This window comes from Pontibacter sp. Tf4 (genome assembly GCF_014212495.1).
In the GTDB taxonomy this organism is placed as follows: domain Bacteria; phylum Bacteroidota; class Bacteroidia; order Cytophagales; family Hymenobacteraceae; genus Pontibacter.
In genome coordinates this window covers 245,860-262,389 of record NZ_JACKZC010000006.1, presented here as the reverse complement: position 1 = coordinate 262,389, position 16,530 = coordinate 245,860, and the positions used below count along the sequence as shown (strand labels likewise).

Below are 16,530 nucleotides of genomic sequence, written 5' to 3'. Positions count from 1 at the left end.
GCAGGTGGCAAGTAACTACAGACCAAAGCATACACGATACATGGAAGGACTTGACGGGACCCACAGAGTCATTATAGAGAACGTAAAACCTGAACTTAATTGCGGCCAGTACCCGGTAAAGCGGGTGGTAGGCGAAGAGCTGACTGTAACGGCGGATATTTTTGGCGACGGGCACGACGAAGTAAAAGCAGTACTGCTATACCGCCACAACCGAAGCAAAAAATGGAATGAGGTGCCCATGAAGTTCCTGGGTAACGACCACTGGCAGGCCACTTTTGTGCCCGATGCAATGGGCATGTTCGAGTATACTTTACAAGGTTGGATAGACCATTTTTATACCTGGCAAAAAGGCCTGCGCAAGAAATTTGAAGCCAACCAGGACATAAGCGTAGAGCTGCAGATAGGCGCGCAACTGATGGAAGAAGCCGCTGCAACCGCCAAAGCCGGTCAGCAAAAACGTTTGCACAAATGGGCCCAACAGCTGCGTGGCAATATTTCGGCGGCAGATGGAGTGGAGCTGGCAACCAGCCACGATGTAACCGACCAGATGAATGCCTGCTGCGAGCGGAAGAACGTGACCACCTACTCTAAAATTCTGCGGGTAGATGTGGAGCGCCAGAAAGCCCTGTTCAGCACCTGGTACGAGTTCTTTCCACGGTCTGCAGCCCAGGAAGCTAACCGACATGGTACGTTTCAGGATTGTGTACGCCTGCTGCCACGCATTGCCGAAATGGGCTTCGATACGATTTACCTGCCACCAATCCACCCGATAGGCCGTGCCTTCAGAAAAGGGAAAAATAACTCCACTACATCGGAGCCGGGCGAACCGGGCTCGCCGTGGGCTATCGGTGCGGAAGAAGGTGGCCATAAATCCATACTTCCCGAGTTAGGTACATTAGATGATTTCCGGCACTTTGTGCACGAAGCACGCAACCATGGCATCGAAGTAGCGCTGGATTTTGCCATTCAGTGTTCGCCAGACCACCCGTATGTGAAAGAACATCCGCAATGGTTTAAATGGCGACCCGATGGCACCGTGCAATATGCTGAGAACCCACCCAAAAAATACCAGGATGTGCTGCCGGTAAACTTTGAGACCGAAGACTGGCAGAACCTGTGGCAGGAGTTGAAAAGCATTGTGCTGCACTGGATAGACCAAGGCGTTTATATCTTCCGGGTAGATAATCCGCATACCAAGACCTTTGGTTTCTGGGAGTGGATGATCCGGGAAGTGCGGGTAAAGCATCCGCAGGTTATTTTCCTGGCCGAAGCCTTTACTCGTCCGCGCGTAATGGAGCGCTTGGGTAAGATCGGTTTCACGCAGTCCTATACATACTTTACGTGGCGCAACAATCCGCAGGAAATTCGTGAGTATCTGACCGAGCTTACCAAAACCGACATGCGCGAATATTACCGCCCGAATTTCTGGCCGAACACGCCTGATATTTTGCCGGAAGTGCTGCAGCATGGCGGCGAACCGGCCCACATCATGCGCGTTGTATTGGCGGCTACACTATCATCAAACTATGGCTTGTATGGTCCGGTATACGAATTCTCGATGGGCACGCCGTATCCGGGCAAGGAAGAATACATCGACTCTGAAAAGTATGAAGTGAAGCACTGGGACTGGGGCAAGAAGACCAAGGTCTCGGAAGTCATCACACTCATTAATAAAATACGCAAGGTGAACCCGGCCCTGCAAACCACCTGGAACATCACGTTTGCCGATACCGATAATCCGCAGATTCTGTGCTTTGCCAAATGGGATAGCGCCAAACGGAACAAGATTATAGTTGTCGCCAACATGGACCCATACAACACACAGTCTGGTTGGGTGCAGGTGCCGATACGAGAACTACAGCTACCGGAAGGCGAGCAATACATGGTGCACGACCTGCTGACCGAGCACAAGTATACCTGGCAAAACGAATGGAATTACGTAGAACTGCGGCCACATGAGATGCCGGTGCATGTTTTCCGTATAGAAGAAGCTAATACCGGAATGGGCCACAATAATTTAGACGATACCTGGCTCCCGACTGAACATACCACCCACGAATAAAACGATAAAACTACACTATGGCAGCGGACAAAGATCTGTTAGACGACAACATTCACTGGTACAAGGACGCCATTATTTATGAGCTGCACATCAAAGCCTTTAAAGATGGCAACGGCGATGGCATAGGCGATTTTAAAGGACTGATGCAGAAGCTGGACTACCTGGAGAGCCTGGGGGTTACAGCGATCTGGCTGCTGCCTTTTTATCCGTCTCCGCTGCGCGACGATGGCTATGATATTGCCGACTACTATAGCATCAACCCGAACTATGGCGACATGCGCGATTTTAAGCTTTTTGTAAAAGAAGCGCACCGCCGTGGCCTGAAGGTAATTACAGAACTTGTTATCAACCATACTTCGGATCAGCATCCGTGGTTCCAGCGCGCGCGCCATGCCAAACCGGGCTCAAACCACCGCGACTTTTACGTGTGGAGCGACGACCCGACCAAGTACAAGGATGTCCGCATAATTTTTACAGACTACGAGCCAAGCAACTGGACCTGGGATCCGGTAGCCAAGCAATACTACTGGCACCGTTTCTTCCATCACCAACCTGACCTGAACTACGACAACCCTGCCGTGCAAAAGGAAGTGTTTAAGATGCTGGATTACTGGCTGGATTTAGGAGTAGATGGATTCCGTTTGGATGCTGTGCCTTACCTGTTCGAGCGCGAAGGGACCAACGGCGAAAACCTGCCGGAAACACACAATTTCCTGAAAAAGCTGCGCGCCCACGTGGACCAGAAATACACTGGTAAACTGCTGTTAGCGGAAGCGAACATGTGGCCCGAAGATTCGGCATCTTACTTCGGTAATGGCGACGAGTGCCACATGAACTACCACTTCCCGATCATGCCGCGTTTGTTTATGTCGGTGAAGATGGAAGACCGCTACCCGATCATCGACATATTTGATCAGACGCCCGAGATACCGGAAACCTGCCAGTGGGCCATGTTCCTTCGCAACCACGACGAACTTACCCTGGAAATGGTAACCGACGAAGAGCGCGATTACATGTACAAAGTATACACCCGCGATCCGCTGGCCAAAATTAACCTGGGTATTCGTCACCGCCTGGCGCCGCTGCTGGGCAACGACCGCAATAAAATTGAATTGATGAACGTGCTGCTCTTCTCGATGAAAGGTACCCCGGTGGTATACTATGGCGATGAGATTGGCATGGGCGATAACTTTTACCTGGGCGACCGCGACGGCGTGCGCACCCCAATGCAGTGGAGCGACGACCGAAATGCCGGATTCTCTGAAGCCAACCCACAGAAACTATACTTGCCGGTCATCATCGATCCGGAATATAAGTATGAGTCGGTTAACGTTGACACGCAGGAGCAGAACAGCAGTTCGTTGCTCTGGTGGATGCGCCGCATCATAAACATGCGTAAGCGTTACAAGGCTTTTGGCCGAGGCAGCATCAAATTCCTGAACCCGTCTAACTCCAAAGTGCTAGCCTTTATCCGCTCTTATGAAGACGAGAACATCCTGGTCATTGCCAACCTGTCGCGCTTTCCGGAGGCTGTGGAACTGGACATGCAGGAGTTTAAAGGCTATACACCACGCGAAGTATTCAGCAAGAATAAATTCCCTACTATAAAAGACGATGCCTACCTGTTTACCATTGGCGGGCACGGCTATTACTGGTTTGAGTTACAGCCACAGGAAGTATCGGCACAAAAGGTACTGGACATGCAGCGCGCTGTAATGGAAATAGCACCGTTACACCAGCGCATGCCACAAAATATGGTTCGCCAGCTGGAAGCTAAAGTGCTGCCTGCATACATCCTGAACAGGCGCTGGTTTGGGGGCAAAGCCCGCACCATACAGCGCATGCAGATCATCGATAACATGCCGCTGCAGCTGAATAATCAGGGTGTTTCGTGGTTGCTGATAGAGGTGAACTATAACGAAGGCTTGCCGGAGCTATACCAGTTGCCGGTTGCCTTTATGCCTCGCGAGCAGGAGCAGGACCTGATAAGTCATCATCCGGCGAGTGTGATTGCACGGGTTACCCTGAACGGGCAGGAAGGTATTTTATACGATGCCTTGTATAGTGAGGAATTCCGGCAAATGCTGCTGCATCTGATAGCCAGGCGTCGCCGCCTACGGGCAGGACAGGGCGAGCTTGTTGGCCATAGTCACCAGCGCGTGAGCAATGTGCTGCGCGAGAACAACGGTAATCTGTCATCCAAAATTCTGAGCGCCGAGCAAAGCAACACCTCTATAGTGTACGACGGGCAGTTTTTCCTGAAGATCTACCGCAAAATAGATCGGGCCATGAACCCGGATGTGGAAGTAGTGCAGGCGCTTACCGACAGAGTAGGATTTGCACAGGTGCCGCGCTTTATGGGAATGATTGAACAACAATCTGACACAGGTTCGCCGATGGTACTGGCCATGCTGCAGGAACTGGTGCCTAATCAGGGAGATGCCTGGGAGAATATGGAGGACTCGCTGAAACGTTTCTTTGAGCGCATCGAAACGCAGAGCGAGCGTGTAAAGACTGCTCCAACTATAGGAACCTTGTCGCGGCCGGTTGCTTTTTCGGATACGCCGGAGCCGGTACAGATGCAGTTGGGTGGAGCATCGGTGAACAGGATAGAACTGCTGGGTTTAAGAACGGCAGAAATGCACCTGGCACTGGCCTCTATCCGCGATTCAAAAGATTTTGCGCCGGAAGATTTCTCGCTGCACTACCAACGTTCGCTTTACTCGTCGCTAACCTCACTGGTGCGCAGTAATTTCGATTTGCTGCGACAGCGCCTGAACAAACTACCGGATAATGTGCGTGCCGAAGCCGAAGAAGTACTGAACATGCGTACCCAGATTCTGGAGCGCTTAAAACGCATCTTCTCCCGCAAGATAGATACCCTGAAGATTCGTACGCACGGCGATTACCACCTGGGGCAGGTGCTGTTCACAGGCAAGGATTTCATCATCATCGATTTTGAAGGCGAGCCAGCACGCTCGTTCAGTGAGCGCAGGTTAAAACGTTCGCCGCTGCGTGATGTGGCCGGCATGATCCGCTCTTTCCATTATGCCGCCTACAATGCCCTGTTTCAGCGGGACTCTACCTTAAAAGAAGATGGTTACCTGGAAGAGTGGGCAGAGCAATGGTACCATTATGCCAGTAATTTCTTTATGCACTGTTACCTCGACAAAACAATGGGTACCGGCATTGTGCCTGATAAGGAAGAAGACTTCGAGATCCTGATGGAGACCTTCCTGCTGGAGAAAGCGATATACGAACTGGGATATGAACTGAACAACCGTCCGGACTGGGTACTGATCCCGATCCGTGGCATTAAGTACATCATGAAAAAGTATCAGAATGGCTAAGAAGAAATTAGAGCAGACACCGGAAACAAACTTAAATAAACCATTAACTGATGCAGGTAGTAATAAGCCCGCAGCAAAGCGTGGTCGGCCCAAAAAGGCAGATCTGGCTGCAGAAATGGGTGCACCAGTAACTATAGTTCCTGCTACTGAAACTACGCCGCCAGCCGTAAAATCAAAGAGAACCCGTACCAAAGCAGTACCTGTTGAGACAACTGATCTTACACCAGCTCCAAAAGTAAGGGCTACTAAAAAGGCAGCAGCAGGCGCTGCAACTATAGCAGAACCGCAAACTATAGTTCAGCAGGAGAAAAGAGCTGTTTACCACGACGTCAGTCGCTTTACAGAATTTGATATTTACCTGTTTAAGGAAGGCCGCCACTTTACCTTGTATGATAAAATGGGTGCGCATTGCATGGAACATGCCGGGCAGAAAGGTACTTGTTTTGCGGTTTGGGCGCCCAATGCGGAACGCGTTACGGTCATTGGTGACTTTAACCATTGGAACCGCGACAGCCATAGTTTGAAGGTTAGGGAAGATGGATCCGGCATTTGGGAAGGTTTTATTCCGGATCTGACCGGTGGCGAACTATACAAGTATCACATCAAATCGAACTACCATTTATACCACGTCGAGAAAAGTGACCCGTTTGCTTTTGCACGCGAAAAGCCACCACAAACCGCATCACGCATCAGCGACCTGAAATACGAATGGCAGGACCACGAGTGGATGGAGCGCCGCAAAACTATAGCCGGTCAGGCGCAGCCTATGAGCGTGTACGAAGTGCATTTAGGTTCGTGGCGCCGCCGGCCGGAAGATAACAACCGACCGTTGACGTACCACGAACTGGCTGAGGAGCTGCCGCAATATGTAAAGGAAATGGGCTTTACGCACGTGGAGTTTATGCCCGTGATGTACCACCCGTTTATGGGCAGTTGGGGTTACCAGATCACCGGGTATTTTGCTGCCGCCAGCGTGTATGGTTCGCCGCAGGAACTCATGCACCTGATTGATGTGCTGCACCAACATGGCATTGGTGTTATCCTGGATTGGGTACCGTCGCATTTTCCGTCGGATGAGCATGGGCTGGCTTATTTTGATGGCACACATTTGTACGAGCACGCCGACCCGCGCAAAGGCTACCACCCGGACTGGAACAGCTACATCTTCAACTATGGCCGCAACGAAGTCCGTTCATTCCTGATCAGCAATGCACTTTTCTGGTTGGATAAGTACCACGTGGACGGACTGCGTGTGGATGCCGTGGCTTCGATGCTGTACTTAGACTATAGCCGCAAGGATGGTGAATGGATACCAAACGAGCATGGCGGCCGCGAAAACCTGGAAGCCATCTCGCTGATAAAAGACTTTAACCAGGCAGTGCATGAAAAGTATCCGGATGTGCAAACTATAGCCGAAGAATCAACGGCATGGCCGGCGGTAACGGGTAAAGTAAACGATGGCGGACTTGGCTTTGACATGAAGTGGATGATGGGCTGGATGCACGATACGCTGGCCTATTTCTCCAGAGACCCGATCTACCGCAAACACCACCAGGGCGAGATCACGTTCAGCATCATTTATGCCTTTTCGGAGCGCTTTATGCTGCCGCTGTCGCACGACGAAGTGGTGCATGGCAAAGGCTCGCTTATCCGTAAAATGCCGGGTGATGAATGGCAGCAATTTGCCAACCTGCGCATGCTCTATAGTTACATGTATGCACACCCGGGCACCAAACTCATGTTTATGGGAGGCGAGCTGGCCCAAAGCACAGAATGGAACCACGACAGCAGCCTGGAATGGCACCTGCTACAGTACCATTACCATAGCGGGGTGCAGCGGCTGTTGCAGCAACTTAACAAACTATACCAGCAGGAACCTGCACTTTATGAGCACAATTTCGACAGCAGCGGCTTTGAATGGGTAGACTTTCAGGATGCGCACAACAGCGTGATCAGCTTTTTACGGAAAGGCAACGACCCCCAAAACGATGTACTTATAGTTTGCAATTTTACCCCTGTAGTACATGAGAACTATAGGTTAGGCGTGCCACACAAAGGCGAGTGGGTACAGCTTTTCAACTCCGACGATGAGCAGTACGGTGGCAGTAACGTGCAAAACCAAGAATCGCTGCAGGCTGCAGAAGAGCCATCGCATGGCCGTGATTATTCGCTTACCCTGAAGTTACCGCCTTTGGCAGTGGTATATTTTAAGTTTAGGAGTTAGAGAGCTAAAGAGTTTGGGAGTTGAGGAATTAATAACTCTTTAACTCCCAAACTCACAAACTCCTAAACTATAAATCATTTTCCTTTCCGCAGCGGGAAGATGCGGCGGAAATTCAGGCCTCTTTTAGATTCTTCCTGTGGCAAACTATAGTCTGATACTGAACGCACATCTTCGATAGTATAAAATGCCTGCGGATTATATTCCCGGATGATGTCGAGCACATGGTTCAGTTTTTTGCGCTTTACGATCATGAACAGCAGATTTACTTTGCCGCGCGTGCCACGGGCATCCACACAGGTCAATCTATAGCCGTGTCCTTTTAGTCGTTCTATCAGGTTGTGGGCCGAATCTACGGTAATGACCCGCACTACCATTTGCCCCAGCGCCAGTTTTTGCTCGATACGCAGCCCCAGGAAGTTACCGGTTGCAAAGCCACCTGCCCAGGCCAGGTAAGAAGCCACGTTGTTCAGGTTTTGCATTACCTGCGTTATAGCTACCAGCCAGATCAGCACTTCTAAAAAGCCCAGCGCCGGCGCAATCATTTTATCACCTTTCGAGATGAACACGATGCGCAGGGTGCCCAGTGTTACGTCCATAATGCGGGCCAGGAAAATTAGCAGCGGAATAAGTACCCAATTAACAAGGGTGGGGTCGAGGGCGTCGAAGAAATTCATGTGCGGTTGAAAGTATAGCGTAATTAAACTACAGGCAAGTATAGCTATTTGTTTGCAGTTATACCGCCGTCTACGGAGGCGCGTACTTTAGGTAACGAACCGGGATAGTTTTTCTGGATAAAGTAAAGCAGCTTTTCACGCACCAGGCAACGCAGATCCCAGGCTTCGCCGGAGTTGTAGGCACTGAACAAGGCGCGTAGCTGCACTGTATCGGGCAGAATATCAGTTACCTGCAGGCCAGCTACCTCCCCGTTCCATAGTTTTGAAGCGGACAGTATGCTGCTTAGCTCTTTGCGGAGTTCTTCCACTGGCACATTGTAGTCGGTGTAAAAATAAACGGTAGCCAGTATTTCGGTACTGGTGCGTGTCCAGTTCTGGAAAGGCTTTTCGATCAGGTAATTAAGAGGCAGTATCAGTCGGCGGTTGTCCCAGAGGCGCAGTACCACATAGGTCAGGGTTATTTCTTCCACGCGGCCAAATTCATTCTCCACTACCAGCACGTCATCAATCCGGATGGGTTGTGTAAAAGCAATCTGAAGGCCTGCCAGCAGGTTTGCCAGCGAGCGCTGCGCCGCAAAACCCAGTACAACTCCGGCTATACCTGCCGAGGTCAGCAGGCCGGTACCCAGTGTTCGCACGGCCTCAAACTGCAGCAATACCAGCGATACAGCAAAAAACAGGATCAGCATAACGGAGAGCTTGCGTACAAACTGCAGCTGCGTTACCAGTTTGCGCTCCCTGAAATTATCGGCCTTATCAATAGCATATTTATGGCGCACCATGTCCTGCACCACCGATACTACCCTGATCAGCAGCCAGGCAAAGGCAATAATGTTCAGGATCTCTATCACCCGCCTCAGAACATGTAACTCCCCCGGTGAAAGTGGCACAGTTGGCAGCGCAATAGAAACAAACAGCAGTGGTGTAAGAAAGGTGAGAGGCTGACGCAGGCGGCGGTTTACCGACGATACCAGCAATGGGTTGCTGGTGCGGTTGTACATACCGATCAGCTTAAAAAGGATGAAATTCAGGAGCAGGCCCAGCACAATACTTACGGCAAAAATAATAAGCGAAATGGCCAGGTTATCGAGGTGATCTATAAACGACTGGAGTTTATGCATAGGCTATAGTTGCGGATGGTAAATACCCCTGTTAGTACTCCGGAAGATAGCTGCAGGTTATTTTATAAGGCTTTTGTGCTGGTTTGCAGCTACATATACAACTGTGCAATTTCAGTGTATAGCCAAATGCTAATATAAGGCCAACGCTAACGGGAGATGCTACGTAAGAATAAGAGTGTAAACACGCGCAAAAATTAAGCTTATAGTTGATCATTTACTTAAAAATATGGCCGTAGAGCCCGGTATTACAATTATTGCCAGCTCATAACGCAAATTCTAATGGCAAAACTGATTATTGTTTCTAACCGTTTGCCGGTTAAACTGCAGGAGAAGGAAGGAAAGCTGAAGTACACCCCGAGCGAAGGCGGCTTAGCGACAGGGCTCGGTTCTATCTATAAAAAGAAAGATAACCTCTGGATCGGATGGCCTGGTACGGTAATAGATGACCTGCTGATACAGGAGCAGGTGGTGGAAGATCTGAGCCATGAAAATATGTACCCTGTCTTCCTGACAGATAATGAAATAAAGGAGTTTTACGAAGGATTCAGTAACGAAACGCTCTGGCCGTCTTTTCATTATTTCAGCCAGTATGCCGTTTACGACCACGACTTGTGGGAAACCTATGTAGAGGTAAATCAGAAGTATTGCGATGAAATACTGAAGCACGCCAACCCCAACGATACCATCTGGGTACACGATTACCAGCTGCTGTTACTGCCCTCCATGCTGCGCAAAAAGCTACCCGACAGCACTATCGGTTTCTTCCAGCATATTCCGTTTCCGAGTTACGAAGTGTTCAGGCTGCTGCCCTGGCGCCGCGAGCTTCTGGAAGGCATGTTGGGCGCCGATCTTGTAGGCTTCCACACTTACGACGATATGCGCCACTTCCTGAGCTCGGTAAACCGTATTCTGGGCTATGGCGGCATGCACGGCTGGATTAACACCGGCAACCGCTCGCTCCTGGTCGATTCTTTCCCGATGGGTATAGATTATGAGAAATACGCCTCCGTAGCTGCCTCCGAAGAAGTGCTGAAACTGGAGCAGGAGTATCGCCGCAATGTGGGTACCGAAAATATCATCATCTCCATAGACAGGCTCGATTATTCTAAAGGGATACCGCAACGCCTCGAAGCGTTTGAAATGTTTCTGGAGCGCTACCCGGAATTTCATGAAAAAGTGACCCTGGTAATGCTGGTAGTGCCCAGCCGCGATGCCGTAGAAAAGTACAAGGAGCTGAAAGAAGAAGTGGATGAACTGGTTGGCCGCATTAACGGTAAGTACAGCCATATCAACTGGAACCCGATCCAGTATTTTTACCGCTCGCTGCCCCTCGAGACACTTTCGGCGTTTTACAGGATGGCCAATGTGGCACTGGTTACCCCAATGCGCGATGGCATGAACCTGGTGTGCAAAGAGTATGTGGCCAGTAAATTAGACCAAAAAGGAGTGCTGATACTCAGCGAAATGGCAGGAGCTTCAAAAGAGCTCTCCGATGCGCTGCTCATCAACCCGAACGATATCAATAAAATGGTAGACGCCCTGTACGAGGCCCTTACCATGCCTGTGGAAGAGCAGCGTCAGCACATGATCAACATGCAGGAAACCCTGAAGCGCTATAACATCCACCATTGGGTTGGTTTGTTCATGGATCGTCTGTCGTATGTCAAGATCAAGCAGATGTCGATGGAAACCAGCTACCTGGACGATGCTACCTTCCAGGAAATGAGCGACTCCTACGAGATGGCCAGCTCCCGACTTATCTTCCTGGAGTATGACGGCGGCCTTACCAACTATAAATCCAAACCCCTGCTGGCCCGCCCCGACGAAGACCTGCTGGAGCTGTTGGAGAACCTGAGCAATAACCCTAAGAACAGGGTAGTCGTGATCAGCAGTCGCGAGAAAGCCAATATGGAAGACTGGCTCGGCCACCTGAATCTGGATATTGTAGCGGAACACGGCGTATGGCTGAAACAACGCGGCTCCGGCTGGAAAACCATGATGAGCCTGATGGATGACTGGAAAAGCGATATCCGGTTGATACTGGAACTATACGTTGACCGAACGCCTGGCTCGTTTATAGAAGAGAAGGAACATTCGCTTGTGTGGCATTACCGCCGCGTAGAAACCGGTCTGGGCGAGTTGCGTGCCCGGGAACTGGTCAATCACCTGACTTTCTTGGCATCGAACAGTAACCTGCAGGTGCTGGATGGACAAATGGCCGTAGAAATAAAAGCGCAGGAAGTAAACAAAGGCAAAGCTACCAGTCATTGGCTGAACATGTACCCGCACGAGTTTGTGCTGGCCGTAGGCGATGACTGGGGCGATGAGGAAATTTTTAAAGCCATGCCGCGCAATGCTTATACCATTAAAACCGGTAACTCCTATTCCATTGCCAAGTACCATTTAGATGGTCCAGGCGAAGTAAGGGAAATGCTGTTTAAACTGATAAAGCAGGAGAGCCGGGAAGCTTCTAATGCGAAAATGACAGGATAAGACAAAAGCCGTTGGTTGTATTTCCAACGGCTTTCGACTATAGTTTATAAGCTTTAGTGCTATAGTTTCTCTTTCTGTCATGTCGAGCATTCTTGAGACGCAAGTGGAAAAGAGCCAGCATTGCTGTGAGATATCTTATGCGTCCTATAGTTTTTTCCGCTCTTTTGTCATTTCGAACAGAGTGAGAAATCTATCTCATACTATAGTTGCTTCTTTGTCATCCCGAGCGTCAGTCGAGGCATCTTATATGTCCTATAGTTTACTTTGCCTACTACTTGGACCAAGCCATCATTCTATAGAATCTACCAATCCTGGGAGCTCTACTTACCTATCGTTTTATAGTTAGCTTGGCTCCCTCCCGGGCCGGGAGGCCCCGTCTTCGAGCATCGCGCGGTGTACATTTCCTTTGCTCGTGCCTCGCAATGGCTACGCCACCGGAAATCTACAAGGCGCTCAACCCAAAGACTGATATCAAGCTCGATAGTAGATACTTTGGCTATAGTTACTGCTCTTGCTTTTGGCTCGAGCAGATCGGTTTTTCTCGTGGTTACAATTCCTTGGGCCAGGCTGCGCCTGCCTGCTTTCGGTCTGTAACTATAGAACTATAGTTATTGAGCTGGTAAAGGCGTACAAATTCCCCTCCTTGGACAAGGAGGGGTAGGGGGTGGTTGGACCAATGCCAACTATGAAAATATAGCAGACCCAGAAATTGTCCCCTTGAGGGGACTGCAGGGGTGTTAATCCCTCAACTACAGAACTATAGCCCCAACCATAGCAACAGAAGCAATTCCCCCTCTTGAGAGGGGTAGGGGTGTGTATTCTAACTATAGAACAATAACTCTAACTATAGCAAAACCCCAAATCCTGAAAATCTTCAAATCTTGTAAATCCTGATTCAGACCTAAAACAACGTCCCACTTCCACTAACCTTACCTTCCGCTTTCTTTTGCTTGGCTGGTTCTTCGCAGTTCTCCTCGTTAAATACCTGGTCGATGGCTTGTTCGGCGGCGCGTAGTTTTTCTTTGCACAGCTTTATGAGCTGCGACGAGCGCTGCACTTTCTGGGTTAGTTCGTCCACGTCAACAGAGTCGTTTTCGATGGCGCGTAAAATTTCTTCCAGTTCCTGCGTGGCCTCACGGTAGGTCATGGTTTTAATGTCTTTATAGGGTGTCATTGGTGTCTTTGTTTACAACTATACTATGGATGGTGCCATCTTTCATGCGGGTTTCTACCACATCGTCGGGCTGTACCTGGTTAATGCTTTTGATGATCTTGCCATTCACTAACGTAAGCGTATACCCGCGCAGTAGCAGTCGCTCCGGGTCGTTGGCTTTGATGCTGGCTTCTATCAGATTCAGGCGGTGTTGTTCGGTTTGTAGTTTGCGGTCAGTAGCAAATTCCAGTTTATCGCTTTGCTTGGTAAAACTGATCTGTTTCTGCTTGATGCTCTCCTTTACTTCCGTTTCTACACAGTGGCTGAGCGTATTTAGTTCATGCTCCTTCATGTGCAGATAGCGTTGCGCCCTGCCTTCCACACAAACCGACAATTCGCTCAGGTGTCTCTCGCGGGTGTGTAAGAGGGATTTGGTGTTTGATCTGATGTCACGCTCCAAATCACTTACGGTGTGCTGCTGCAGATTCAGGTAATTCTTAGGCTTTACCAGCAAACCACGCGATAAATTCTCCAGTAGCTCCCGACCTTCCTGCAGAAAATCTTTGGTGGTATTTGAAATACTTAGTTGCAGTCGCTCTAATCGATCTTCCGTAAGCCGTAGTTGCTGTGATGTAAAAAGCCTGATGCTATCGTACAGACCTTCTGTATATTCTTCGGCACTTCTGAAGCGGTCAATCAAAAAAGTAGCAACGGCAGTTGGCGTTTTTAAGCGGGTGTGCGCTACCAGGTCGGCTATACTTTCGTCGCGCTCGTGGCCGATACCGGTTAGTACAGGCAACGGCGAATTACCAATAGCAGCGGCAATAGTATAATCATCAAAGCAACTCAGATCTGTCTGCGAACCGCCTCCACGTATCATTACAATCGCATCAAATCGCTCGCTATAGTTGGCAATAAGCGCCATGGCTTTGTTTACAGAAGCTGGCGCATCATTACCCTGAACGGTAGCCGGGAAAAGCGTGGTATGGAAACTATAGCCGTAGGCGTTGTGCTGCAGTTGGTGTATAAAATCCTGGTAACCGGCTGCAGTGGCCGACGAAACGATAGCCAGTCGCTGCGGAACTTCCGACAACTCTAGTTCTTTGTTGGCTGTCAGTAAGCCTTCGGCTTCCAGACGTTTTATCGTTTCCTGGCGCTGGCGGGCGAGGTCGCCGATGGTATAGTTTGGGTCTATGTTGTGGATGTCCAGGCTCAGACCGTATAGTTCGTGGAACCGCACGCTTGCCTGGAACAGGATTTTTAACCCGGCTTTTAATGGCTGCCCGGTCTTGTCTTCGAAGAAGCGGCCAAGCATGGCAAAGCGGGCACTCCAGATAGTAGCGCGGGCTTGTGCTACCACGTTTCGGGCATCATCGCCTTTATCAACCAAGGTTAAATAGCAGTGGCCTTTGCGACGGTCGGGTGTTATTTGTGCAATTTCGGCAACCACCCAGTAGCTTTCCGGAAACGCCACTTCCAGCTCTTCCCTGATCTGCTGGTGCAGCTCAAAGAGTGAAAGCGGAGTCTGGAACTCCTCGTATACACTGGTTTGCCTGAAAAATAACTGCGACATCTGCCTAAACCGAAAAATCCTGAGCCAACAGGCAAATTACAAATCTATTTCTAGAGTTTCAGAATCCGCTCCTCGGAAATTTATAGTTTATAGTGCTGGTAACTATAAACTATAGTTGTGACTAATAAAATGAAAGGATCAACCCACCCCTAACCCCTCCGAGGAGGGGAATTTTTTAGGTGATTAGGAATTCCCCTCCTCGGAGGGGTTAGGGGTGGGTTTTAGAAACTTGGATTTATAAACTATAGTTTAGCCTGAACAGAAGGTTGTTGTAGTTTCTCCAGGGTTTCGTTTACCTGCTGTTGCCATTGCTGTTTCTGCAGGATAACCGGCGGAGCAGCGCGCTCCAGGCAGTCCAGGGCAGGACAGCGCTCGCAGGTCTCGTTCACATAGCGGTTTAAAATAACAGGGTCCTGCAGAAACTTGATCTTTCTGCGCAGGTTCTCGTTCAGCAGCAAACCTATACTCACCGTGCCGTTTACCCGCTCATTTGGCTGAGCCAGCGCAATCACCAGGTACTCGTTCTCAGAGTTGATGTACGACGACTTCTGGATTCCGACCACGGGTTTATTGGCCGATACATCCAGCGGCAGATTCTCTACAGCTTCAAACAAAGTAAGTGAGATCCAGCGACGGCAGTAATGCTCGTTCAGCAGCGATGCGTGTGGGTTGTGCAGGCCGGCCAGGTGCAGCTCTTTAGTAAGGGCAAAATGGCTGGTAGCTGGCTCGTGGTTAAAGCGAAGGAAGAACAGCTGTTTGATATTGAAGAAGCGTGGCAGCAGCGATGTGATGCGATGAAGAAATGTCTCGGGCGATGCCTGGTAGGTTTGCATGAGTTGCAATAGGTATTGCGGTTGCCAGGTAGGCAGCGCAAAGAACTTCTGCAGGTCCTGCACCAACAGGTCGCGGTTCAGAAGCAGCGCTCCGGCAAAGTACGATGCCCGGAAATTATTCAGCACTTCATCAAAAGAGCGCACTTTTACCCAGGTAGCCGTGTAAGGTCTTTCCTGAATTTTTAGATACTGAAAACCAAGTTCGCGGGCAAGGGCAAAAGCCTGTTGTTGCTCTGTAAGGTTGGCATTAAGTAATAAGCGTGGTTCTTCGCCGGGTACAAATACAGAGCGCAGCGGCTTTAACTCAGGTGTTTCTTCAAAGGTGGTTAGCCTGGTGCTGATATGGTATAGTTCTTCCAGTAAACTGCTGAGTTGCTGCAAGGTTGGTGTCTGCTCCGGATCCAGGCCGTGTGCGTTCAGGAAGTTCTCAGCTTCCAGTTCAATGTCTTCAAAGTAATTATCATATAGTTCCTGGTACGAGCGCAGCGCTGAAAAATAGAACTGCTCTACACGCAAATCAAACGAGCGCGAGATCTCCAACAAGGTCTTAACAAAGGCACTCAGTTTGGCCGGGGCTGTAGCAAAGATGTCAATCAGGCGGCCCATGTCCAGCCCGAAATGCTCCAGCGGTAACTCCGACAAGATATTGGAATGCAGCAATTCGCTGACAGGTTGCAGCCTTTTAGATAGTTGCAGCGACACCAGCGAATCATAGGTCACGCCCAGGACATCGGCAATCACTGCTATCTTGCTTGGCTTCGGGTGCTTCTTTCCTTTCTCAATCTCATTTAAATAAGAAACTGAAATATCGGTGGCCGTGGCAAGGTCGGTGAGCGAGATGCCTTTTTCGGTGCGCAGCTGTTTGATTTTTAACCCAAGGATAAGGCGGATGATGTCTTCCTGCAGCTTCATGTGTAGGGTGAAATGGTTCGTCTGAAATTGAAGTACGTGGATTTATAGTTTAACTCCTAAAAAAGCGTAAAAATATTTTTAGCGAAAATTCGCCAAAAGCTAAAAATTCGCGTATAGTGCTCTATAGTTGTTGCA

At 49.7% G+C, this 16,530-nt stretch carries 9 protein-coding genes; 4 read left to right on the top strand and 5 right to left on the bottom strand.

The window, feature by feature from the left end:
- The first annotated feature begins 40 nt into the window (after positions 1 to 40).
- Genes H7F15_RS11835 through glgB form a run of 3 tightly spaced genes read left to right on the top strand, consistent with a single transcriptional unit; the run spans position 41 to position 7,636 of the window.
- Positions 41 to 2,062: an alpha-1,4-glucan--maltose-1-phosphate maltosyltransferase gene (locus H7F15_RS11835; RefSeq protein WP_185197184.1), complete on the top strand. Its 2,022-nt coding sequence runs from the start codon at positions 41 to 43 to the stop codon at positions 2,060 to 2,062.
- A 17-nt stretch (positions 2,063 to 2,079) separates the two neighbouring features.
- Positions 2,080 to 5,412, top strand: coding sequence for a maltose alpha-D-glucosyltransferase (gene treS, locus H7F15_RS11830; RefSeq protein WP_185197183.1), 3,333 nt, complete (start codon positions 2,080 to 2,082; stop codon positions 5,410 to 5,412).
- The gene (gene glgB, locus H7F15_RS11825) at positions 5,405 to 7,636 is read left to right on the top strand and encodes a 1,4-alpha-glucan branching protein GlgB (protein WP_185197182.1); all 2,232 of its coding nucleotides are present in this window, start codon (positions 5,405 to 5,407) and stop codon (positions 7,634 to 7,636) included. The genes treS and glgB overlap by 8 nt, the downstream gene beginning before the upstream one ends.
- Positions 7,637 to 7,710: 74 nt before the next feature.
- Here the strand turns inward: glgB and H7F15_RS11820 are convergent, their stop codons facing one another.
- Positions 7,711 to 8,310, bottom strand: coding sequence for a DUF2179 domain-containing protein (locus H7F15_RS11820; RefSeq protein ID WP_185197181.1), 600 nt, complete (start codon positions 8,308 to 8,310; stop codon positions 7,711 to 7,713).
- A 44-nt stretch (positions 8,311 to 8,354) separates the two neighbouring features.
- Positions 8,355 to 9,431 (bottom strand): mechanosensitive ion channel family protein, encoded by a 1,077-nt coding sequence (locus H7F15_RS11815; RefSeq protein ID WP_185197180.1) that lies wholly within the window; start codon positions 9,429 to 9,431, stop codon positions 8,355 to 8,357.
- 279 nt (positions 9,432 to 9,710) lie between these two features.
- Here H7F15_RS11815 and H7F15_RS11810 point away from each other — a divergent pair, with 279 nt between their 5' ends.
- Entirely contained in the window at positions 9,711 to 11,924 is a 2,214-nt protein-coding gene (locus tag H7F15_RS11810) for a bifunctional alpha,alpha-trehalose-phosphate synthase (UDP-forming)/trehalose-phosphatase (RefSeq protein WP_185197179.1), read from the top strand.
- A gap of 901 nt (positions 11,925 to 12,825) precedes the next feature.
- On the opposite strand, the gene xseB is transcribed toward H7F15_RS11810, so the two are convergent.
- The 3 genes from xseB to H7F15_RS11795 form a co-directional block, all read right to left on the bottom strand.
- Positions 12,826 to 13,098 carry an exodeoxyribonuclease VII small subunit gene (xseB, locus tag H7F15_RS11805; protein WP_185197178.1) on the bottom strand — a complete coding sequence of 91 codons (273 nt, stop codon included), beginning with the start codon at positions 13,096 to 13,098 and terminating at the stop codon, positions 12,826 to 12,828.
- Positions 13,085 to 14,650 (bottom strand): exodeoxyribonuclease VII large subunit, encoded by a 1,566-nt coding sequence (xseA, locus tag H7F15_RS11800; RefSeq protein WP_185197177.1) that lies wholly within the window; start codon positions 14,648 to 14,650, stop codon positions 13,085 to 13,087. The genes xseB and xseA overlap by 14 nt, the downstream gene beginning before the upstream one ends.
- A 242-nt stretch (positions 14,651 to 14,892) precedes the next feature.
- Positions 14,893 to 16,395, bottom strand: a complete 1,503-nt coding sequence (locus H7F15_RS11795; protein ID WP_185197176.1) for a helix-turn-helix domain-containing protein — start codon at positions 16,393 to 16,395, stop codon at positions 14,893 to 14,895.
- Between the last annotated feature and the right edge of the window lie 135 nt (positions 16,396 to 16,530).